Source organism: Algiphilus sp., from assembly GCF_023145115.1.
GTDB lineage: Bacteria > Pseudomonadota > Gammaproteobacteria > Nevskiales > Nevskiaceae > Algiphilus.
Genome location: NZ_JAGLEJ010000032.1, coordinates 24,084 through 44,170, shown reverse-complemented (window position 1 = coordinate 44,170; position 20,087 = coordinate 24,084). Strand labels below are relative to the sequence as shown.

The window sequence follows — 20,087 nt, the reverse complement described above, 5'->3', positions numbered from 1 at the left end:
GACGGCTGCCCCGAGACAACCGAGCCAGACAACAGCAAAAGCGGCTCCCTCGGGAATCCAGAGCAGGGGGCTTGGAGAGGCGAGGCGTTACTACGACCCACATCCCCAACGCGCGATCTACCGCGATCCGCTGCCGGCGCTCATCGATGGCGATATTTCCGGCATCACCGAGGACGAGGCTGAGGTCGTCGAGGCTTTCGTGGCCGAGGCGCTGCCGCGCCCTGGTCACTTCGAGGTACTGGACTTAGGTGCCCGCCAGTCGGGCGTCTACAAGGCGCAGGACGTTCTCAACCACCGCACGCGGCGCCGCCCCGCACGTTCGCTAGTTCGGCGTCAGGCCAGGATGTATCGTGTTCGTGTCTGGCGGGGAGAGGCCCGTTCCCATCTGCCCTCCATCTGCTCGGCATGAGCAAAATTGCGCAATGTTACGCAATGCTCCCCATTGTTCCGCAATGCGTTTTGCGTGCATATTCAGTGCGATAGCCCTGTAATCAAAGGCTTGCAGCGGTGTGAGGCTTCCCTTAGGAGGCGATCGCTCTATCCGGCTGAGCTACGGGGACGGAACCGCAAGGATAGCGCTTCAGATGGAATCGCGACTTTTCGCGCAGCGGTATGAATTGGCGGATGTTCCGGCTTGTGGAAGCCTCCCGGCGCCCGTAGTATCGGGCCGGATATTCGGACACGAGCAGTCAAGGGGACCAGATGCGCAAAGGCGGCCTGTGGAGTTCCGGGGGCTCCCTGATCCTGGCCTGCGTGCTCGCCGCATGCGGCGGTGACGCGCAGCTCGGCAGCGGCGGCGGTGGATTGAATCCGCCGGGCAATGGCGATGGTGGTAGCGTCGATGTCGCCGATCTCGCGATCCTCACGGACAGCGCGGAGTTGCCGGCCAATGCGGTCGATGCCCCGCAGGGCGTCACGGTTACCGCGCAGGTGCGGGATGCCGACAACCGGCTGGTCGAGGGCGCATCGGTAAGCTTCGCGGCAACGTCGGGCGCACTGCAGATCCTCGGCGATACCACGGACGGCGAGGGCAGGGCGAGAGCGGTTCTGACTACCGGTGGCGACGCGACGCTTCGCGATATCACGGTGCTCGCAGCCGCGGGCGCGGTCCAGCAGACGGTCGTGATTCCCGTAGTGGCCCCGAATCAGCCGACGCCACCGGATTTCCGGCTTGGGGCGAGCATTGACGAGGACTTCCAGCCGGGGGCGATCGCGATCGGTCAGTCGCCACTGTCCGCCGGTGGCAGTTCCGGCCTGAGCTTGAAGCTGCTCGACGTCGCCAACAACGATCAGCCGTTCGGCGGGGACGCGCAGGTCCAGTTCACCTCCCCCTGCATTGGCGACGGCCTGGCCACCATCGAGCCCAATCCGGCTCCGGTGAACTCCGGCAGCGTGTCGGCGGCCTACCGCGCACGTGGTTGCTCCGGCGAAGACACCGTTACCGCCACCACCGTGGTCGACGGAGAACAGCTGCAGGCGACGGGCATGATCGAGGTCGAGCCGGCGGATCTGGGGTCGATATCGTTCGTGGGTGCCGAGCCGGTCTTCGTCGGGCTGCAGGGAAGCGGCCGCCCAACAACGTCGGTGCTCACATTCCGGGTGGAGGATGTCTCTGGCGGTCCGGTGGTTCGCGAGCGGGTGGCATTCGCGCTCAACACGACGGTTGGCGGCATCACGCTGACCCCGTTCGAGGGGACTACGGACGATAGCGGAGAGGTACAGACCACCGTTTCGGCGGGCACGGTTGCGACAACCGTACGCGTGACCGCGACCGTCGATCGCGATGGCGAGACCATCAGCTCGCAATCGGACCAGCTCGTCGTGAGTACCGGCATTCCCGACAACGACAGCTTTTCGGTAGCCGTCGAGTGTTTCAACGTAGAGGGCTGGGGCACCGACGGAACGACCACCAACATCACCGTGCGGGCGGCCGATCGATTCAACAACCCCGTTCCCGACGGTACCGCGATCTCCTTCACGACGGAGGGGGGCTCGGTCGTTTCAGGCTGCCAGACCAGCGATGGCAGCTGCTCCGTGCCGTGGACGAGTCAGGATCCTCGGCCCGGCGCATTCAACGGATGCGACTCGGTGGCCGGGTCGGCGGGGCCGGACGCCACCTGTTCGGTGGCGGGCAGCGAGGGCGCTTCCCGTGCCGGTCGTTCCGCCGTTCTGGTGACCGCGATTGGCGAAGAGAGCTTCACCGATCTCAACGGTGACGGTCGCTATGACTCCGACGAACAGTTCACGGACCTGCCCGAGGCGTTCCGCGACGACGACTCCGATGGCCAGCGGGACCTTGGTCCCCAGTTCGTCAACGGGGGCGAGGAGTTCGCCGACTTCAACACCAACGGCGTTTACGACGGCGCCGACGGGGTCTTCACCGGCGCGCTCTGCAACGATCCCGAGGCCTGTGCACCCACCGGAATGCGTTCCCTGAACGTGCGGCGCGTGGTGCCCGTGATCATGTCCGATTCGAGCCCGGTGCTCGATCTTGTCGATGATGTCTCGGTGTCGAGTGCCGGCGACTACGACCCGGGCGCGGGCAGTTTCGAGATCGATCAGGGCGGCAGCATGGTCATTGGCTTCGTGATCCGTGATCTCAATGATCAGCCCATGCCGGCGGAGACCAGTATCGGCTTCTCGGTCGATGGCGATGTCGGTGAGCTGGTGGGCGCTACCGGGTACACCGTGCCCTGCACGACGGACGATACGGCGGGCGGCAATGCATACGGCTTTGCATTCACGGCGGACGAGATCGATCCCGGTGAGGGCGACGCCAGCGGCATTTTCCAGCTGAACGTGGAGTCGCCCAATGGGCTGGTGTCGATCTACAGTTTCCCGATCACCGTGAGAGCGCCGGCTGCTCCGCCGCCCCCTGCGGGCGGTTGATCAACCGCCGAAGTGCCGCCCGCTCAACCAGCCGGCGAGGCGGTGCCCGGCGCCGATGATCAGGCAGCCCACGCCCAGGAAGAACCAGCGCGCGGCCTCGCGATACGGGCGTTCATGAACGCCGCGGACTTCGGCCTCCAGGCGTTCGAGCAGCGCGCTTCGCTGCTCGCCCTGGATGGTGCTGAGATGCGGGCCGCGCCGCTCCTCCAGCGCCTCCAGCTGCGCGCGCGCCTCGGCCTCGACCTGGTGATCCGTCATGGGCTCGTGCTCCCAGACGGTGGGGCCGTGATAGACGGCCAGGGCGGCGCCCACGACGATCAGCAGCGTCGGGATCGCATTGGGGTTTCGTACCGGGGACATGACGTTCGGTGCAGGGCCTCGGGCCCGACGGTGCCGGTGCGGGCTCAGTCGCCGCGTTCGGCGGCCTCGTCGGGGGTGCGGGCGTGGATGGCCAGCGCGTGGATGTCGGTCTCCATCATCGTGCCGAGGGCGGCATATACGGCGCGGTGACGCGCGAGCGGTGCCTGACCCCGAAACGCGGCGGACACGATGTGGACGCGGAAGTGGCCGCGGCCCGAGCGCGCGCCGGCGTGGCCGACATGGAGATGCGACTCGTCCTCGACGCGCAGGGAATCGGGGGCGAAGGCTTCGCGCAGGACCGCGTCCATGCGGGTGATGCGCTCGCGATTGTCGGGCGGCGCGCTCATGCCGGCAGCGCGCGGACGAAGGGGAAGACGTCGACCCGCTCGAAGACGCCGCCCAGCATGTAGGGGTCGGCATCGGCCCAGGCGCGCGCGTCGTCGATGTTGTCGAAAGCCGCGATCACCACGCTGCCGGCGTAACCGGCCGCGTCCGGATCGATCGCGTCGACCGCCGGGCGCGGGCCCGCGGCGATCAGTCGACCCTCGTCCTGCAGCGCGCGCAGATGATCGAGATGCCGCGGCCGCAACTCGCGGCGCAGGGGCAGGGAGTCGGGCACGTCGTGGCCGACGATGGCGTACAGCAGCTCGCTCATGGCCGCGGCTCGTCCGGTGATTCGTTCTCGGCGGGGCGTTCCTGCAGGTAGCGTGCGATGAACGGCAGCGTGCAGAGCACGAAGGTCATCGTGATCAGGCTGTAGCCCCAGGTCCGGAAATGCACCCAGACCGCTTCCGTCTGGGTGTGCACGAGGTAGAGGTTGAGCGCCGCGATACCGAGGAAGAAGGCGGCCCAGGCCGCATTGAGGCGCCGCCAGTGGCCGTCGGGCATCACCAGCGTGTGCTGCGGGATGCGCTGCAGCAGCACGCGGTCACCGATGAAATGGCTGCCGGCGAGAATGACCGCGAAGCAGGCGTACACCAGCGAGGGCTTGTACTGGATGAAGACCGGGTCGCGCAGCAGCAGGGTCAGGCTGCCGAAGACACCCGCCGCGCACGCGGCGAAGGCGTGCATCTTGTGCAGCTTGCGATCCAGGAACCAGTAGGCGGCGACCACCGCGAACAGCGCCACGATGACGGCGCCGGTGGCGATGTAGATGTCGTAGAGCAGCCAGCCGAGGAAGAACGCGGCGGCCGGCGCGAGATCGAGCAACTGTCGCATGCGCCCAGTATACGCCCGCGACTTACCGGAAAGCTGCGTGCGGCGTACCATGCGCGCCGCCGGCAACAGGCCGGCAGTTGCACGTCGAGGCGAGCACATTGGCCGAATTCTTCCATATCCATCCGGAGAACCCGCAACCGCGTCTGGTGCGCCAGGTGGTCGCGCGCCTGCGCGAGGGCGCTGTCATGGCCTATCCCACCGACAGCTGCTACGCGCTGGGCAGCATGCTGGATGACAAGGCGGCGGCCGAGCGCATCCGCGCCATCCGGCGCTTCGACAAGCACCATCTGTTCACGCTGGTGTGCCGGGACCTCTCCGAGATCGCGCGCTACGCGCGGGTCGACAACCGACAGTACCGGGCACTGAAGGCGTCGACGCCCGGTCCGTACACCTTCATTCTCCGCGCCACCAAGCAGGCACCGCGCCGGCTCCTGCACGAGAAGCGCAAGACCATCGGCCTGCGCGTGCCCGACTCGCGGATCGTGGCGGCGATGCTCGACGAGCTCGACGATGCCATCAGCTCGTGCACGCTGATCCTGCCGCCGGACGATCAGCCGGTCGCGCATCCCGACGACGCGCGGGATGCGCTCGACCGCGCCGTGGACATCGTGATCGACGGTGGCGACTGCGGCACCGATCCCACCACCGTGGTGGACTGGAGTGGCGAGACGCCCGAGATCACCCGCGCCGGACGGGGCGCGGCCGCCTGGGAAGAGCGGATCGTATAATCGGCCGATGGAATCCCTGACGATCGTCCAGCAGCTAGCGGTGTGGGCGCTGCCGGTGCTGCTCGCCGTCACGCTGCACGAGGTCGCTCACGGCTACGCGGCCCGTGCGCTGGGCGATCCGACCGCGCAGCAGGCCGGTCGGCTGTCGCTGAACCCGCTCCGCCATGTCGATCCGGTCGGCACCCTGCTCGTGCCCGGCATCCTGCTCGCCATCGGCGGATTCCTGTTCGGCTGGGCGCGTCCGGTGCCGGTCAACGCCGCGCGGCTGCATCAGGGGCGGCGCAGCATGGCCTGGGTCGCGCTTGCCGGACCGCTCGCGAACCTCGTCATGGCGCTGGGCTGGGCCATTCTGCTGAAGCTGCTGCTGCTGACCGGCAGCGAGAGCGGCATGGCCATCGGCATGCGCTACATGGCGCTGGCGGGGATCGGCATCAACATCATCCTCATGGTGCTGAACCTGCTGCCGCTGCCGCCGCTCGATGGCTCGCGGGTGCTGGGCGGCTTCGTGCCGCCGCGCCAGGCGGCGTGGCTGGACCGGGTCGAGCCGTATGGCCTGATCATCCTGCTGGGGCTGCTGGTCACCGGCATCCTGGGCGTGATTCTCTGGCCGATGTATGGATTCGTGGAGGGCATGGTGGGTACCGTGACGGGGCTTCCCTGATGACGAGTGGAACGAACAGGCAACGACCGGTCGTGCTGTCGGGGGTGCAACCCTCGGGGCGGCTGACCATCGGCAACTATCTGGGCGCCCTGAAGAACTGGCTTCCGCTGCACACCGAGTACGACTGCCACTACATGCTGGTCGACCTGCACTCGATCTCGGTGCGGCAGGCGCCGGCCGACCGTCTGGAGCGCTGCTACGAGTTCATCGCGCTGTACATCGCGTGCGGTCTCGACCCCGACCGCAACGTGCTGTTCGTGCAGTCGCACGTTCCAGCGCACTCGGAGCTGGCCTGGATCCTGAACTGCTACACCCAGTACGGCGAGCTGCAGCGCATGACGCAGTTCAAGGACAAGTCCGCCCGGCACGTCGACAACGTCAATGCCGGCCTGTTCTGCTACCCGGTCCTGATGGCCGCGGACATCCTGCTGTACGGCGCGCACAGGGTGCCTGTGGGCGACGACCAGCGGCAGCACCTGGAGCTCACGCGGACCGTCGCGCAGCGCTTCAACCGCGAGCACGGCGAGACCTTCGTGGTGCCGGAGACGATGACGCCGCCGGTCGGCGCCCGCATCATGGGCCTCCAGAATCCGGAGGCGAAGATGTCGAAGTCCGAGGACGCCGAGACCAACGCCATCTATCTGCTCGATGAACCCAAGCGCGTCGAGCGCAAGATCAAGCGCGCCGTGACCGACATGGACGGCGGCATCCGCTTCGACCCCGACACCAAGCCGGGCGTGTCGAACCTGATGTCGATCCTGTCGGCCTGCACGGGGGACAGTTTCGAGACCATCGCGCGCGACTACGACGGCAAGGGCTACGGCACCTTCAAGCAGGCCGTGGCCGACGCCGTGATCGCCGTGCTCGAGCCGATCCAGCAGCACTACACCGAGATCCGCGCCGACGAGGAAGGGCTGCGCGGTGTGCTGCGCGCCGGTGCCGCACGCGCGTCCGAGCGCGCCGGCGGCACCATGGAGCGCGTCCACCACGCGCTCGGCTTCATCCCGGCATGAACGAGACCGCACCCGCTGCCGAGACGGTGCAGGCCGATGCCGCGCCGGTGCTGGCGCGGGTGCGCGTCAACGGTGAGCCGCTCGCCCAGCTGCCCGATGATCTCTATATTCCGCCCGATGCGCTCGAGGTCTTCCTCGAGGCCTTCGAGGGTCCGCTCGACCTGCTGCTGTATCTCATCCGCAGACAGAACCTCGACGTCCGCGAGATTCCGATCCTGCAGATCACGCGCCAGTACCTCGAGTACATCGCGCTGATGCAGCGCCTGCGCCTTGAGATGGCGGCGGAGTATCTGCTCATGGCCGCCTGGCTCGCCGAGATCAAGTCGCGGGTGCTGCTGCCGCGCCCGGCTGCAGCCGAGGAAGAGGACGACGAGGACCCGCGCATGGCGCTGATCCGCCGTCTGCAGGAGTACGAGCGCTTCAAGACCGCCGCCGAGCAGATCGACGGGCTGCCGCGCATGGGCCGCGAGATGCATGCCGCCCAGGCGCGCCCCACCGCGCAGCCGCCGGCGCTGGCGCTGCCGGTGCCGACCCTGCGCGGCCTGCTGGGCGCGCTCGCGGACGCGCTGTCGCGCGCGGAGCTGCGCGGCGCCCACGAAGTCAGTCACGAGCCCCTCTCGGTGCGCGAGCGCATGGGGCGTATCCTGGATCGGCTGCGGGGAACCCGCCGCATGCGCTTCGAGCAGCTCCTCGACCCCAGCGAGGGCCGCGACGGCGTGGTGGTGTCGGTGCTGGCCATTCTCGAGCTCTGCAAGGGCGAGCTGATCGCGGTCGATCAGCGCGAGGCCTTCGGCCCGCTCTTCATCGGCGCTGCCGAATCCACTCAGCAGTCCGCGGAGGTTTCGTGAGCGAGGAGCCGACCCCCGATAGCGCGCCCGATGGCGTGCCCGATTCCGCCGCGGAAGCCGCGTCCGATCTCGAGAACATCCTCGAGGCATTGCTGCTGGCATCCGATCAGCCCCTGTCGCTGAACGCGCTGCAGAGTCTGCTGGCCGAGGACGGCGCCGGCGATCGCAAGGCGCTGCGCGCGGCGCTGGAGCGGCTGCAGCGGCGCTACGAAGGCACCGCGCTGGCGCTGACCGAGGTCGCCAGCGGCTGGCGCATCAGCGTCGTCGACGACTATGCCGCCTGGGTGCACCGCCTCTGGCAGGAGAAGCCGCCCAAGCTGTCCCGCGCGCTGCTCGAGACGCTCGCCATCATCTGCTACCGCCAGCCGGTGACGCGTTCGGACATCGAGGAGATCCGCGGCGTCACCGTGTCGGCGAACATCCTCCGCACCCTGGGCGAGCGCGGCTGGGTGCGGGAGGCCGGTGTGCGCGAAGTGCCGGGGCGGCCGGCCCTGCTCATCACGACGTCGCAGCTGCTCGACGATCTCGGGCTCAGGAGCCTCGACGAGCTGCCGTCGCTGCCCGAGATCAAGGACCCCGAGCAGCTGGAAGCCGCGCTGGCGCGGCTGGCGGAGAAGCGCGGCATCAGCCTGGATGCACCCGCGGCCGATGACGATGGCGAGGGTGCGGCCATCGATGACGATGCGTCGTCATCCGGTGACCCGCTCGACGCGGACGACGACGCGGGCGCGGCCGCACCGGATGCGGACGGCGCGAGCCCCGGCCCCGAGCGTCTGCATTGAAGCAGCGTCTGCAGAAGGTGCTCGCCGAGGCCGGCATTGCGTCCCGCCGCGAGGCCGATGCCTGGATCGTGGCCGGTCGCGTCACGGTCAACGGCGAGACCGCCGTGCCCGGCACGCAGGTTGGCCCCGAGGACCGCATCCAGGTGGACGGGCGCGCCCTCCGGCGTCCGCGCCCGGGGGACGGCAAGGCCGCGACGCGGGTGCTGCTCTACAAGAAGCGCGTCGGCGAGCTGGTCACCGAGTCGGATCCCGAGGGGCGCCGGACCGTGTTCCGGCGTCTGCCGAAGCTCGATACCGGGCGCTGGATTGCGGTCGGGCGCCTCGACATCAATACCTCGGGCCTGCTGATGTTCACCAACAACGGCGAGCTCGCCAACCGGCTCATGCATCCGCGCTACGGGCTTGCCCGCTACTACGCGGTCCGCGTGCACGGCACGGTCGACGACGCGATGTGCCAGCGACTCCGTGACGGCGTCGAGCTCGACGACGGCCCGGGGCGCTTCGATTCGCTGGCCGCGATCGGCGCACCGCCGGGCGAGAGCGGCAGCACCAACCAGTGGTTCGAGGTCTCGCTGCACGAGGGCCGCAACCGGCTGGTGCGCCGGATGTGGGAATCCCAGGGCTGCGAGGTCGCGCGGCTCATCCGGGTCGGGTTCGGTCCCGTCGCGCTGGGGCGCGGCATCCGCTCGTCGGGCTATCGCGAGGCGACGCCGGCGGAGGTCAATGCGCTGCTTCAGGCGGTGGGGCTGCCGACCAGCAAAGCTGGCCGGCCCGGTCCGCATCCGCCCCGAGGGCGGGGTCGAAGAGGGCGCTGAGCACCTCGGCCGCCGATTCCGGCGGCGGGTAGGTCTCGGGCGGTGCGCCCGGGTAGCCGAGCAGCCGCATGGTCGTGCGCATCGGGCCCGGGTCGAACAGGTGCATGCGCACGCCGGGCTGCTCGGCGGTCCACGCCGCAACCATCTCGCGGAGCGCGGCCTTGGCGACACCGTAGGCCCCGAAGAAGGCCCGGCCCTGCTGTGCGGGTTCGCAATCGCAGAACACCACGCAGCCGTCATCCGCCGTCTTGAGGGTCTCCAGCGCGACCCGCGTGAGCGCCCACGGCGCGTTCAGATTGGTGGCCAGCGTGCCGGCCCAGTCGGAGGCCAGCACATCCTGCATGGGGCGGAAATCCTGCCAGTGCGCGGCTGCGTGCACGATGCCGTGCAGCCCGCCGCAGCTCTCCACGATGCGGTCGATGCACTCATGCATGTCGCGGTCGCTGGCGCCGGCGAGATCCATCGGGTAGATCGCGGGTTCGGGCACGTCGCCGAGCGCCAGGATGGCGTCGAAGGTGGCCTCGAGCTTGGCGATGGTGCGCCCCAGCAGGACCACGGTGGCGCCGGCGCGCGCGCAGCGCAGCGCCGTGGCGCGGCCGAGGCCGGCGCCGGCACCGGTGATCAGGAGGACGCGTCCGCGCAGGGCGTCAGACGGCAGCGGGTTCGGGAGGGCTCGGCTCATCGTTGGTCGGTGGGGCGTCAGCGAAGGGAGTGCGGTCACGCGTGCAGACCAGCCAGGTGCCACCGATGATGCTCGGGGCCAGCAGCAGGCCGCCCGCGCCGGGCAGGATCAGGAGCAGGTAGATGAGCAGCGAGAACACCACAACCGCCGCCCAGTGCCGTCCCAGCCAGGCGCGCTTGTGCGGCGCGCTCCAGCGTCGGCGGGTCATCGGATAGTCGAGGAAGTCGACCGACAGCGTGAAGCCGATCAGCACCCAGCTCAGGACCGTGCCGATCGGGGGCATGAAGCTCACCACCAGGATCACCAGCAGCAGCGCCAGCTTCAGCACCAGCAGCCGGAAGCCGATGGCGGTGGCGCGGAGCGAGCGCGTGAGCCAGGAATCGCCGCTGGGCGCAACGCGCGCGCCGATCACGGTCTCGGTGCGCTCGGACAGCCAGTCGAACAGCGGCGCGCACAGCGCGAGCAGCAGGTGGACCAGGACGATCGCGCCGATCAGCGCGGCCGCCAGCGTGAAGGACAGGATGATGACCAGCAGGGAGCCGGCGGTGCCGGTCGCGGCGGCGAGTCCGAGCGACAGCGCCGACCACAGCAGGCCCAGGAACACCGGCAGGGCCGCCGGCCCCCAGAGGTGCTGCTCGGTGAGCAGCAGCCGGGCGCCGACCAGCGGCGCGCGCAGCGCGTCGAATGCGTCCCGGGCCGCGGTCACGCCGCCGGCAGCAGGCAGGCCGCGATCTCGGCCGGTGCGTGACGGATCGCGTCGGCGCCCCAGGTGCCGATGTCGGGACTCTCGTCGATGTAACCCCACGACACCGCCGTGCAGGGCATGCCCGCTGCGCGCGCCGCCACGATGTCGCGCGGGTCGTCACCGATGTAGTGGCACTGTGCCGGCGCGAGCGCGAGCGACTCGCAGGCGAGCAGCAGCGGGTCGGGGGCGGGCTTGGCGCGGGCGGCGTCATCGCCGGCGATCATCACCGCCGCATCGTCATCCCATCCCAGGGCGGCGACCAGCGGCTCGGCGTAGGCCCGCGGCTTGTTGGTGACGATGCCCCACAGTGCGCCCTGACGCTGGATGGCGTCGAGCATCTCGGGTACCCCCGCAAAGGGCCGGGAGTTGCGCACATGCCCGGCGCCGTAGTGCGCCAGGAAGGCGTCGCGCAGGGCCGGGAAGCGGTCGTCCTCGGGCATCACGCCGAAGGCGCGACCGACCAGGCCGCGGGCGCCCTGCGAGCAGACCGGGCGGAGCTGATCGAAGGGCAGGGCAGCCAGCCCGTGCTCCGCGCGGAGCGCATTGACCGCGGCGGCCAGTTCGGGCGCAGTGTCGGCGAGCGTGCCGTCGAGGTCGAAGAGCAGGCAGGCGGGAGCGGTCACGATGGGCGCCGGGCGTGGACGAAGTAGTTCACCGAGACATCGCGCACCATGCGGCCGCTGCGCAGTATCGGGTTGTAGTGCAGCCCGCGCGTGTCCACCACCTCGAGCCCCGCGGCGCGGATCCATTCGCACAGCTCGGATGGCCGGATCAGCTTGGCGTAGTCGTGGGTGCCGGGCGGTACCAGGCGCAGCACCTGCTCGGCCGCCACGATGGCCAGCGCGAAGGCCTTGGGACTGCGGTTGATGGTGCTGAACACGATGTCGCCGCCCGGGCGCACCAGACGGGCGCAGGCGGCGACCACCGCTTCGGGGTCGGGCACGTGTTCCAGCATCTCGAGGCAGCACACGGCGTCGAAGCCACCGGGCATCTCCGCGGCGAGCGATTCGGCGGCGAGCTGTCGATAGTCGATGTCGAGCCGGCTCGCTTCCGCGTGCGCGCGGGCCGCGCCCAGGGCCTCCTCGGCGAGATCGATGCCGGTCACGGTCGCGCCGGCGCCGCAGAGGGCCTCCGAGAGCAGGCCCGCGCCACAGCCCACGTCCAGCATGCGCAGGCCGTCGAGGCCGCCGCAGCGCTGCGCGATGTAGCGCAGGCGGACCGGGTTGATGTGGTGCAGCGCAGCCATCGGGCCGCGCGGATCCCACCACTGGGCGGCGATGCTGTCGAAGCGGGCAAGCTCGGAGCTGTCGGCGTTGCTCATGCGGTGTCGCGCCTGTCGTGGGCCATGAAGGTGCGCAATGTCTCCTGCCAGCGGGCTGCGCTGGCGACGGCTGCATCACCGTCGACGGTGAGCAGCTGGCGGCGCCGCATCAGCGCCCGGCCACCCACGAAGGTGTCGGTGATCTGATGCCGCGCGGCGCTGTAGACGATCTGCGCGATCGGATTGTAGACGGGTTGGGTGGAGATGTCGGACAGGTCGATGGCGATGAAGTCGGCGGCCTTTCCGGCCTCCAGCGATCCGATCTCGTCGGCGATGCCGAGCGCGCGGGCACCCCCCATCGTCGCCATGGTGAGCGCGCGCGGTGCTGCCACCGCGGATGGCTGGCCGGCGACCGCCTTCGCCAGCATGGCGGCGGTGCGCATCTCGTCGAGCAGATCGAGATCGTTGTTGCTGGCGGCGCCGTCGGTGCCGATGCCGACATTGACGCCCGCATCGAGCAGCTTCGCGACCGGGCAGAAGCCGCTCGCCAGCTTGAGGTTGGACTGCGGGCAATGGGCGACGTGCATCCCGTAGCGCGCGACGCGTGCGATCTCGTCGTCGGTGAGCTGGGTCATGTGGACGGCGATGAAGTCGCTGTCGAGCAGATCGAGCGCCTCAAGCCGTTCCAGCGGCCGCTGGCCGGTAGCGGCGAGCTGGCCCTGCACCTCGTCGGCGGTCTCGTGCACGTGCATGTGGATGGGCAGCCCGAGCTCGTTGGCGTAGGCACGCAGCTTGCGCAGCGGTGCATCCGAGACCGTGTAGGGACCGTGCGGGGCGAGGACCGGGTGGATGTGGGGCGCGCCCTTGAGCCGGTCGTGCGCGGCCAGCGCCTTGTGCAGATAGTCGTCGGCGTCGCTGGCGTAGACCGTCGGAAAGTCGATGACGATCAGGCCGAGTCCGGCGCGCATGCCGGTCTCGTTGATGACGTCCGCGGCGGTTTCGGGGAAGAAGTACATGTCGTTGAAGCAGGTCTGGCCGCTGCGGATGAACTCGGCGCAGGCGAGGCGGGTACCGTCCGCGACGTAGGCCTCGCTGACCGCGGCCGCCTCGGCCGGCCAGATGTGCTCGTTGAGCCAGCGCATCAGCGGCAGATCGTCCGCCAGCCCCCGCATCAGCGACATGGCGGCGTGCGTGTGCAGATTGACGAAGCCCGGAAGGAGCGCATGGTCGGGCAGCTCGACCGACTGCGCCGGCCGGTACTGGCGCACCGCCTCGTCGGCGGGCAGTACCGCCACGATGCGGCCGTCGCGCACGGCCATGGCGTGGTGCTCCAGCACGAGGCCCTCGGGCTGGACGGGAATCAGCCAGCGCGGCTGGACGAGCAGATCGATGTCCTGCATGGCGGGGAAGCTCCGCGGGTACCGGGTGACAGGCGCGTAGAATGCCGGTTCGGCGGCGATGCCGCGCGGACTGTCCCGGTTCGGCGCTCGCGTTCGCCGGCCATCCGTGCGAGGAGGTACCGTGAGCCAGGCAATCCCATCTCCGGGCGAGGCGCTGCGCGCCGTGCGCTTCGAGGCGGGCGTGCTGCATCTGCTCGACCAGCGCGCGCTGCCGCACGAGACACGCTGGCTGGTCTGCCACGATGCCGCCGCCGTCGCCGATGCGATCCGCGCGATGGTGGTGCGGGGTGCGCCCGCCATCGGCATCGCCGCGGCCTACGGCATGGCGATGGCGGCCGCTGCGGGGGACGATCCGGAAATCGCGGAGGCGACGCTGCGCGCCTCTCGGCCCACGGCGGTGAACCTGCACTGGGCGCTGGCGCGCATGCGCGCGCTCGGCGATGTGGACGCCGCGGTTCGCGCGGAGGAGGCCCGCGCCATTCACGCCGAAGACCTTGCGCAGAACCTGCGCATGGCCGAGCTCGGCGCCGGAATGCTGGGCACGGGCGCCCGCGTGCTGACCCACTGCAATACCGGCGCGCTCGCTACCGGCGGCCACGGCACGGCGCTGGGCGTCATCCGGACGGCCTGGAGCGCCGGCCGCCTCGGCGCCGTCTTCCACACCGAAACCCGCCCTTGGCTGCAGGGCGCGCGGCTGACCGCCTGGGAGCTGGCCGCCGAGGGTATTCCGGCAACCATGATCGCGGACGCCGCGGCGGCGCAGCTGATGGCCGGCGGCGGGCTCGACTGGGTGATCGTGGGCGCCGACCGTGTCGCCGCCAACGGCGATACCGCCAACAAGATCGGCACACTCGCGCTCGCCACCTGCGCTCGCGCCTTCGGCACGCGGGTCATGGTGGTGGCGCCGAGCGGCACGGTCGATCCGGATTGCGCGGACGGCGCCGCCATCCCCATCGAGGAGCGCGACGGCGACGAGCTCTGCACGCTGGGCGGCACGCGCAGCGCACCCGCGGGCACGCGCGCCTGGAACCCGGTGTTCGATGTCACCCCCGCGGCCATGATCGATGCCTTCGTCTGCGAACGCGGCGTGGCGCGTCCCGCGCTCGGCGAGCACCCGGCGGAGCTGCTGCGGGGCCCGGCGGACGGCGGGCAAGAAACCGAATCGACGGCCGGAAGTGCCTGACGACTCCTGATCGTCGGGCGCATCCCCTACAATATCGGGGTCCCACGCCGCCAGCACCCCGCGACCATGCCGACCGAACAAGCGCCCTGCTATCTCTTCGTCACCGGTGGGGTGGTGTCCTCGCTGGGCAAGGGCATCGCCGCGGCTTCGCTGGCGGCGGTGCTCGAGACACGCGGCCTCAAGGTGCAGATCATCAAGCTCGATCCGTACCTCAACGTCGATGCCGGCACCATGAGCCCGTTCCAGCACGGCGAGGTCTTCGTGACGCGCGACGGTGCCGAGACCGATCTCGATCTCGGTCACTACGAACGCTTCCTGCACGGCAAGACCAGCAAGCTCTCGAACGTCACCACCGGCCAGATCTACCGGCACGTGCTGGAGAAGGAGCGCCGCGGCGACTATCTCGGATCGACCGTCCAGGTCATCCCGCACGTCACCGACGAGATCCAGCTCGCCATCGAGCGCGGCGGCGAGGGGGCCGACATCTGCATCGCCGAGATCGGCGGCACGGTCGGCGACATCGAGTCGCTGCCGTTCCTGGAGGCCATCCGCCAGCTCGGCATCCGCGTCGGCAGCAAGCGCGCCATGTACATGCATCTGACGCTGCTGCCCTACGTGCGCTCGTCGGGCGAGATGAAGACCAAGCCGACGCAGCACTCGGTCAAGGAACTGCGCTCGATCGGCATCCAGCCGGACGTGCTGCTCTGCCGCAGCGACCGCCCGCTGCCCGACAGCGAGCGCCGCAAGATCGCGATGTTCACCAACGTCGAGGAACGCTCGGTGATCTCCGCGATCGACCTCGACGACATCTACAAGATTCCGGCCTGGTTGCACCAGCAGGGGCTCGACGAGCTCGTGGTCGAGCACTTCGGCCTCAGCGCGCGCAAGACCGATCTCGCCCAGTGGGACCGCGTCGTCACCTCGCGCGACGAGCAGGAGGGCGAGATCGAGGTCGCGATGGTCGGCAAGTACGTCGATCTCGCCGATGCCTACATGTCGCTCAACGAGGCACTGGAGCACGCCGGCCGCCACACCGGCAACAAGGTCCGCATCCGCTACCTCGAGGCCGAGACCATCGCCCGCCAGGGCGAACGCGTGCTGCAGGGCGCGGACGCCATCCTGGTGCCCGGCGGCTTCGGCGAGCGCGGCATCGAGGGCAAGATCATGGCCTGCCGCTTTGCGCGCGAGAACGGCATCCCCTATCTTGGCATCTGCCTGGGCATGCAGGTCGCCGTCATCGAGTACGCGCGCCATGTCTGCGGACTGGAGGGCGCGCATTCCACCGAGATCGATCCCGACTGCGCCCATCCGGTCATCGCCCTGGTCACCGAGTGGCACGACAGCGGCGGGCAGCTGCAGCACCGGTCGCTCGAGTCGGTCAAGGGCGGCACCATGCGCCTGGGCGCCCAGCGCGCCCGGCTCGCCGCCGGCTCCCGCGCACGCGCGATCTACAACTCGGAGCTCATCGAGGAGCGCCACCGCCACCGCTTCGAATTCAACAACACCTATCGCGAGGCGATCGAGAACGGCGGCATGCGGATATCCGGCGAAACCCCGGAGGATCATCTCGCCGAGGTTGTCGAGCTGCCCGACCATCCGTGGTTCATCGGCTGCCAGTTCCATCCCGAGTTCTCGTCGACGCCGCGCGAGGGCCATCCCCTGTTCTCCAGCTTCGTGCACGCGGCGCGGCAGTACCGCAACTCGCACCAGATCAAGGCTCAGCAGGACGACGCCCAGGGCGCGGCATGAGGCTCTGCGGACACGACATCGGCATCGACCGTCCCTTCTTCCTGATCGCCGGTCCGGACACGCTGGAATCGGAGGCGCTGGCGCTGGAGGTGGCTTCGGCCATCCGTCCGATCGCCGAGCGGCTGGGCATTCCCTACATCTTCAAGGGCTCCTTCGACAAGGCCAACCGCACTTCGCACGAGAGCTATCGCGGTCCGGGTCTGGAGGAAGGCCTGCGCATCATGGAGAAGGTCAAGGCCGAGGTCGGCGTGCCGGTGCTGACCGACGTGCACGAGGACACGCCGCTGGAGGCGGTGGCCGAGGTCATCGACGTCATCCAGACGCCGGCCTTCCTCTGCCGGCAGACCAACTTCATGCAGCGCGTCGCGCGCACCGGCCGCCCCGTCAACGTCAAGAAGGGCCAGTTCATGAGCCCGTGGGAGATGGGCCGGGTCATCGACAAGATGACCGCGGTGGCGGAACACCGCTTCCTGCTCTGCGAGCGCGGCTTCTCCTTCGGCTACAACAATCTGGTGTCGGACATGCGCGGCCTGGCCGCGATGCGCGCCTTCGCACCGGTGGTCTTCGACTGCACCCACAGCGTGCAGCTCCCCGGCGGGCAGGGCGGCAGCTCCGGCGGCCAGCGCGAATTCATTCCGGTGCTGGCGCGCGCCGCTGTGGGCGCGGGCGTCTCCGGATTGTTCATGGAAACCCACCCGCGCCCCGACGAGGCGCTGTGCGACGGGCCGAATTCGCTGCCGCTGGATCGCATCGGCGCACTGCTGGAAACCCTCGCGGCGCTCGACCGCGCGGTCAAGGCGGCACCGCTGATGGAGGACGCGCTGCGCGGCTGAGGCCGCGGCAATCGCGGGGCGGGCCGTTCATGCTCGCCACCATTATCGAATAAACAATCAGTTACACAGAAAAGTTCAAGGAGTAGAGCATGTCCAAGATTGTCTCCGTCCAGGGTCTCGAGATCCTCGACTCCCGCGGCAACCCGACCGTCGAGGCCGAAGTGGTCCTGGCCTCCGGTGCGCGTGGGCGCGGGGTCGCACCCAGCGGCGCGTCGACCGGCGTGCGCGAGGCGGTCGAGCTTCGCGACGGCGGCAAGAAGAAGGGCACGCGCTATCTCGGCAAGGGCGTGACGCGCGCGGTCAAGAACGTGAACGGCGACATCGCCAAGGCCGTGAAGGGCCTCGACGGGCAGGATCAGCTGCTGGTCGACGCCACGATGATCGCGCTCGACGGCAGCGACAACAAGGGCAACCTCGGCGCCAATGCCATCCTGGCGGTGAGTCTCGCCGCCGCGCATGCCGCCGCCAGCGAGGCGGGCAAGCCCCTGTTCCGGCACATCGGCGGCCTGCAGGCGGTCGGGCTGCCGGTGCCGATGATGAATGTCATCAACGGCGGTGCGCACGCCGACAACAACGTCGACATCCAGGAGTTCATGATCCTGCCGGCCGGCGCGCCCAGCTTCCGCGAGGCGCTGCGCTGGGGCGCCGAGACCTTCCACGCCCTCAAGAAGGTGCTGGCGTCGCGCGGGCTCAACACCGCGGTCGGCGACGAGGGCGGCTTCGCGCCGGATCTCGCATCCAACGGCGACGCGCTCGAGTGCCTGCTGGCCGCCATCGAGTCGGCCGGCTACAAGCCCGGCAAGGACATCTGGCTGGGCCTCGACGTGGCCTCCAGCGAGATTTACCGCGACGGTCGCTATCACCTCAAGGGCGAGGGCGCCACCTACGACGCGGCCGGCTTCGTCGACTATCTGGCCGATCTCTGCGACCGCTATCCGGTGATCTCGATCGAGGACGGCTGCGCGGAGGATGACTGGAAGGGCTGGAAGCTGCTGTCCGATCGTCTGCGCGACCGCGTGCAGCTGGTCGGTGACGACCTCTTCGTGACCAACACCCGGATCCTCGCCGAGGGCATCGACAAGGGCATCGGCAACAGCATCCTCATCAAGCCCAACCAGATCGGCACGCTGTCCGAAACCCTGGACGCCATCAACATGGCGACCCAGGCGGGCTATTCGTCGGTGGTGTCGCACCGCTCCGGCGAGACCGAGGACGCCACCATCGCCGACATCGCCGTCGGTACCGCGGCCACCCAGATCAAGACCGGATCGCTGTGCCGCTCGGATCGCACCGCCAAGTACAACCAGCTGCTGCGCATCGAGCACGCCCTCGGCGATCAGGCCCAGTATCCCGGGGTATCGGCTTTTCCGGTACCGCTGGGGTAAGATCATGTCATGCGCCACACCCTGACCATCGTGCTGGTGGTTCTGCTGGTATTCCTGCAATACCGGCTGTGGGTGGGTGCGGGCAGCCTCGCCGATGTCCACCGCATGCACGTGCGCGCCGAATCGCTGCGCGCCGAGATCGCCGAATCCGAGCAGCGCAACGCCGCCATCGGTGCGGAGATCGACGCGCTCAAGGGCGCCGACGCCGACGCGCTGGAAGCGCTGGCACGGCGTCAGCTCGGCCTGGTGCGCGACGGCGAGGAATTCTTCCTCGTCGTGAACGAGCACTGATCCCGACGCGTGCCGCTTCCCGAAGGGGCGACCGGCGACTGCTGGGCCGTGGTGGCGGCGGCCGGCAGGGGATCGCGCATGGGGCTCGGGACCGCCAAGCAGTTCCGGCCGATCGGCGGGCGCAGCGTGCTCGCCTGGAGCCTGGCGCCGCTGCTGGCCTGCGCGCGCATCCGCCGCATCGTGGTGGTGATCGCCCGCGATCTCGATCCCCCCGAGCTCGACCTGGCGCCCACGGATCGCGCGCGGGTCGTGTTCGCGGCGGGCGGCGCGGAGCGCATGGACTCGGTCCTCGCCGGCATTGCCGCACTGCGCGAGGCCGGCGCGGGGCTCGACGATCCGGTGCTGGTGCACGATGCGGCGCGTCCCTGTCTGCGGGCGGAGGCCGTGGCACGCCTGCTCGTCGAGGCTGCGACGCCGGATGGTGGACTGCTGGCCCTGCCGCTGCACGACACGGTCAAGCACGCGGATGCCGATGGCACGAGCGTGGACCGTACGCTGGACCGCGGCCGTCTCTGGCGGGCGCAGACGCCGCAGGTCTTCCCGCTGGACGCGCTGGAACGCGCGCTCCAGCGGGCGCAGGCCGCAGGACTGCCCTGCAGCGACGAGGCCCAGGCCATGGAGCGTGCCGGCTACCGTCCGCGCCTGGTGCGTGGCGATGCGACCAACCTCAAGATCACGGCGCCCGATGACTGGCCGCTGGCCGAGTTCCTGCTGGGACGGGATGCGTGAGCGCGTGGCGCGTCGGACACGGCTACGACCTGCATCGTCTGCACGCCGGTGACGGCGTCACCGTGGGCGGTGTCTTCATCGCCTGCGACCATGCCGTGGTGGCGCACTCGGACGGAGACGTGGCCATTCATGCGCTGTGCGACGCACTGCTCGGCGCAGCGGCGCTCGGCGACATCGGCCGGCATTTCCCGGACAGCGACCCGCGCTGGGCCGGCGCCGACAGCCGCGCGTTCCTGCGGCATGTGCGCGACCTGATCACCGCCGAGGGCTTCACCCCGGGCAACGTGGACGTCACGGTGGTCGCGCAGGTGCCGCGGTTGGCGCCGCACATCGAGGCCATGCGCGAGGCGGTCGGCGAAGCACTGGCGATCCCCGTTGAGCGGATCTCCATAAAGGCGACGACGCACGAAGGCGTCGATGCCGTCGGCGAGGCGCGTGCTATCGCCGCCCATGCCGTGGTCCTCATCGAAGGCGGGGACGCCGGCTAGGCGCGGTCGCCCGCCGCGGCGCATGCT

The 20,087-nt window shown here is 69.6% G+C and carries 23 protein-coding genes; 14 read left to right on the top strand and 9 right to left on the bottom strand.

The annotated features are described in order from the left end of the window. The first annotated feature begins 702 nt into the window (after nt 1-702). Nucleotides 703-2,889, top strand: coding sequence for a hypothetical protein (locus KAH28_RS11030; RefSeq protein WP_290576575.1), 2,187 nt, complete (start codon nt 703-705; stop codon nt 2,887-2,889). Here the strand turns inward: KAH28_RS11030 and KAH28_RS11025 are convergent, their stop codons facing one another. Genes KAH28_RS11025 through KAH28_RS11010 form a run of 4 tightly spaced genes read right to left on the bottom strand, consistent with a single transcriptional unit; the run spans nt 2,890 to nt 4,467 of the window. After that, on the bottom strand, nt 2,890-3,249 hold the full coding sequence (locus KAH28_RS11025) for a hypothetical protein (RefSeq protein WP_290576574.1): 360 nt from the start codon (nt 3,247-3,249) through the stop codon (nt 2,890-2,892). A gap of 44 nt (nt 3,250-3,293) precedes the next feature. Then, nucleotides 3,294-3,596, bottom strand: coding sequence for a BolA family protein (locus tag KAH28_RS11020; RefSeq protein WP_290576571.1), 303 nt, complete (start codon nt 3,594-3,596; stop codon nt 3,294-3,296). Next, a complete protein-coding gene (locus KAH28_RS11015; protein WP_366918174.1) occupies nt 3,593-3,895 on the bottom strand; it encodes a YciI family protein in 303 nt (100 codons plus the stop codon). The genes KAH28_RS11020 and KAH28_RS11015 overlap by 4 nt, the downstream gene beginning before the upstream one ends. A 5-nt stretch (nt 3,896-3,900) precedes the next feature. Next, entirely contained in the window at nt 3,901-4,467 is a 567-nt protein-coding gene (locus KAH28_RS11010) for an inner membrane-spanning protein YciB (RefSeq protein WP_290576567.1), read from the bottom strand. Between the two features lie 98 nt (nt 4,468-4,565). On the opposite strand from KAH28_RS11010, the gene KAH28_RS11005 reads away from it, so the two are divergent. Genes KAH28_RS11005 through KAH28_RS10980 form a run of 6 tightly spaced genes read left to right on the top strand, consistent with a single transcriptional unit; the run spans nt 4,566 to nt 9,314 of the window. Then, complete coding sequence (locus KAH28_RS11005) at nt 4,566-5,195, top strand: L-threonylcarbamoyladenylate synthase (RefSeq protein ID WP_290576565.1); 630 nt, start codon at nt 4,566-4,568, stop codon at nt 5,193-5,195. A gap of 7 nt (nt 5,196-5,202) precedes the next feature. After that, complete coding sequence (locus tag KAH28_RS11000) at nt 5,203-5,856, top strand: site-2 protease family protein (protein ID WP_290576564.1); 654 nt, start codon at nt 5,203-5,205, stop codon at nt 5,854-5,856. Continuing rightward, entirely contained in the window at nt 5,856-6,869 is a 1,014-nt protein-coding gene (gene trpS / locus KAH28_RS10995) for a tryptophan--tRNA ligase (RefSeq protein ID WP_290576562.1), read from the top strand. Before KAH28_RS11000 ends, trpS begins: the two co-directional genes overlap by 1 nt. Then, on the top strand, nt 6,866-7,717 hold the full coding sequence (locus tag KAH28_RS10990) for a ScpA family protein (RefSeq protein ID WP_290576560.1): 852 nt from the start codon (nt 6,866-6,868) through the stop codon (nt 7,715-7,717). The genes trpS and KAH28_RS10990 overlap by 4 nt, the downstream gene beginning before the upstream one ends. Further along, a complete protein-coding gene (scpB, locus tag KAH28_RS10985) occupies nt 7,714-8,499 on the top strand; it encodes an SMC-Scp complex subunit ScpB (protein WP_290576558.1) in 786 nt (261 codons plus the stop codon). The genes KAH28_RS10990 and scpB overlap by 4 nt, the downstream gene beginning before the upstream one ends. Next, complete coding sequence (locus KAH28_RS10980) at nt 8,496-9,314, top strand: pseudouridine synthase (protein ID WP_290576556.1); 819 nt, start codon at nt 8,496-8,498, stop codon at nt 9,312-9,314. Before scpB ends, KAH28_RS10980 begins: the two co-directional genes overlap by 4 nt. Here the strand turns inward: KAH28_RS10980 and KAH28_RS10975 are convergent. The 5 genes from KAH28_RS10975 to KAH28_RS10955 are packed head-to-tail and all read right to left on the bottom strand — an operon-like array spanning nt 9,220 to nt 13,402. After that, nucleotides 9,220-9,996 carry an SDR family NAD(P)-dependent oxidoreductase gene (locus KAH28_RS10975; RefSeq protein ID WP_290576554.1) on the bottom strand — a complete coding sequence of 259 codons (777 nt, stop codon included), beginning with the start codon at nt 9,994-9,996 and terminating at the stop codon, nt 9,220-9,222. The genes KAH28_RS10980 and KAH28_RS10975 overlap by 95 nt on opposite strands. Beyond that, nucleotides 9,962-10,702, bottom strand: coding sequence for an EI24 domain-containing protein (locus KAH28_RS10970; RefSeq protein ID WP_290576552.1), 741 nt, complete (start codon nt 10,700-10,702; stop codon nt 9,962-9,964). The genes KAH28_RS10975 and KAH28_RS10970 overlap by 35 nt, the downstream gene beginning before the upstream one ends. Beyond that, nucleotides 10,699-11,364, bottom strand: coding sequence for a phosphoglycolate phosphatase (gph, locus tag KAH28_RS10965; RefSeq protein WP_290576550.1), 666 nt, complete (start codon nt 11,362-11,364; stop codon nt 10,699-10,701). The genes KAH28_RS10970 and gph overlap by 4 nt, the downstream gene beginning before the upstream one ends. Continuing rightward, entirely contained in the window at nt 11,361-12,062 is a 702-nt protein-coding gene (gene ubiG / locus KAH28_RS10960) for a bifunctional 2-polyprenyl-6-hydroxyphenol methylase/3-demethylubiquinol 3-O-methyltransferase UbiG (protein ID WP_290576548.1), read from the bottom strand. Before ubiG ends, gph begins: the two co-directional genes overlap by 4 nt. Then, nucleotides 12,059-13,402, bottom strand: a complete 1,344-nt coding sequence (locus KAH28_RS10955; protein WP_290576546.1) for a TRZ/ATZ family hydrolase — start codon at nt 13,400-13,402, stop codon at nt 12,059-12,061. The genes ubiG and KAH28_RS10955 overlap by 4 nt, the downstream gene beginning before the upstream one ends. 121 nt (nt 13,403-13,523) lie before the next feature. Here KAH28_RS10955 and mtnA point away from each other — a divergent pair, with 121 nt between their 5' ends. From mtnA to ispF, 7 genes are all read left to right on the top strand, one after another. After that, entirely contained in the window at nt 13,524-14,585 is a 1,062-nt protein-coding gene (gene mtnA, locus KAH28_RS10950) for an S-methyl-5-thioribose-1-phosphate isomerase (RefSeq protein ID WP_290576544.1), read from the top strand. A gap of 66 nt (nt 14,586-14,651) precedes the next feature. Then, nucleotides 14,652-16,334: a CTP synthase gene (locus KAH28_RS10945; protein WP_290576542.1), complete on the top strand. Its 1,683-nt coding sequence runs from the start codon at nt 14,652-14,654 to the stop codon at nt 16,332-16,334. Next, nucleotides 16,331-17,167 carry a 3-deoxy-8-phosphooctulonate synthase gene (gene kdsA, locus KAH28_RS10940; protein ID WP_290576540.1) on the top strand — a complete coding sequence of 279 codons (837 nt, stop codon included), beginning with the start codon at nt 16,331-16,333 and terminating at the stop codon, nt 17,165-17,167. Before KAH28_RS10945 ends, kdsA begins: the two co-directional genes overlap by 4 nt. A gap of 89 nt (nt 17,168-17,256) precedes the next feature. Continuing rightward, entirely contained in the window at nt 17,257-18,552 is a 1,296-nt protein-coding gene (gene eno, locus KAH28_RS10935) for a phosphopyruvate hydratase (protein ID WP_290576538.1), read from the top strand. Nucleotides 18,553-18,561: 9 nt separating this feature from the next. After that, the gene (locus KAH28_RS10930) at nt 18,562-18,843 is read left to right on the top strand and encodes a septum formation initiator family protein (protein ID WP_290576536.1); all 282 of its coding nucleotides are present in this window, start codon (nt 18,562-18,564) and stop codon (nt 18,841-18,843) included. Between the two features lie 9 nt (nt 18,844-18,852). Next, complete coding sequence (gene ispD, locus KAH28_RS10925; protein ID WP_290576534.1) at nt 18,853-19,572, top strand: 2-C-methyl-D-erythritol 4-phosphate cytidylyltransferase; 720 nt, start codon at nt 18,853-18,855, stop codon at nt 19,570-19,572. After that, nucleotides 19,569-20,060 carry a 2-C-methyl-D-erythritol 2,4-cyclodiphosphate synthase gene (gene ispF / locus KAH28_RS10920; RefSeq protein ID WP_290576533.1) on the top strand — a complete coding sequence of 164 codons (492 nt, stop codon included), beginning with the start codon at nt 19,569-19,571 and terminating at the stop codon, nt 20,058-20,060. The genes ispD and ispF overlap by 4 nt, the downstream gene beginning before the upstream one ends. Nucleotides 20,061-20,087: the final 27 nt, after the last annotated feature.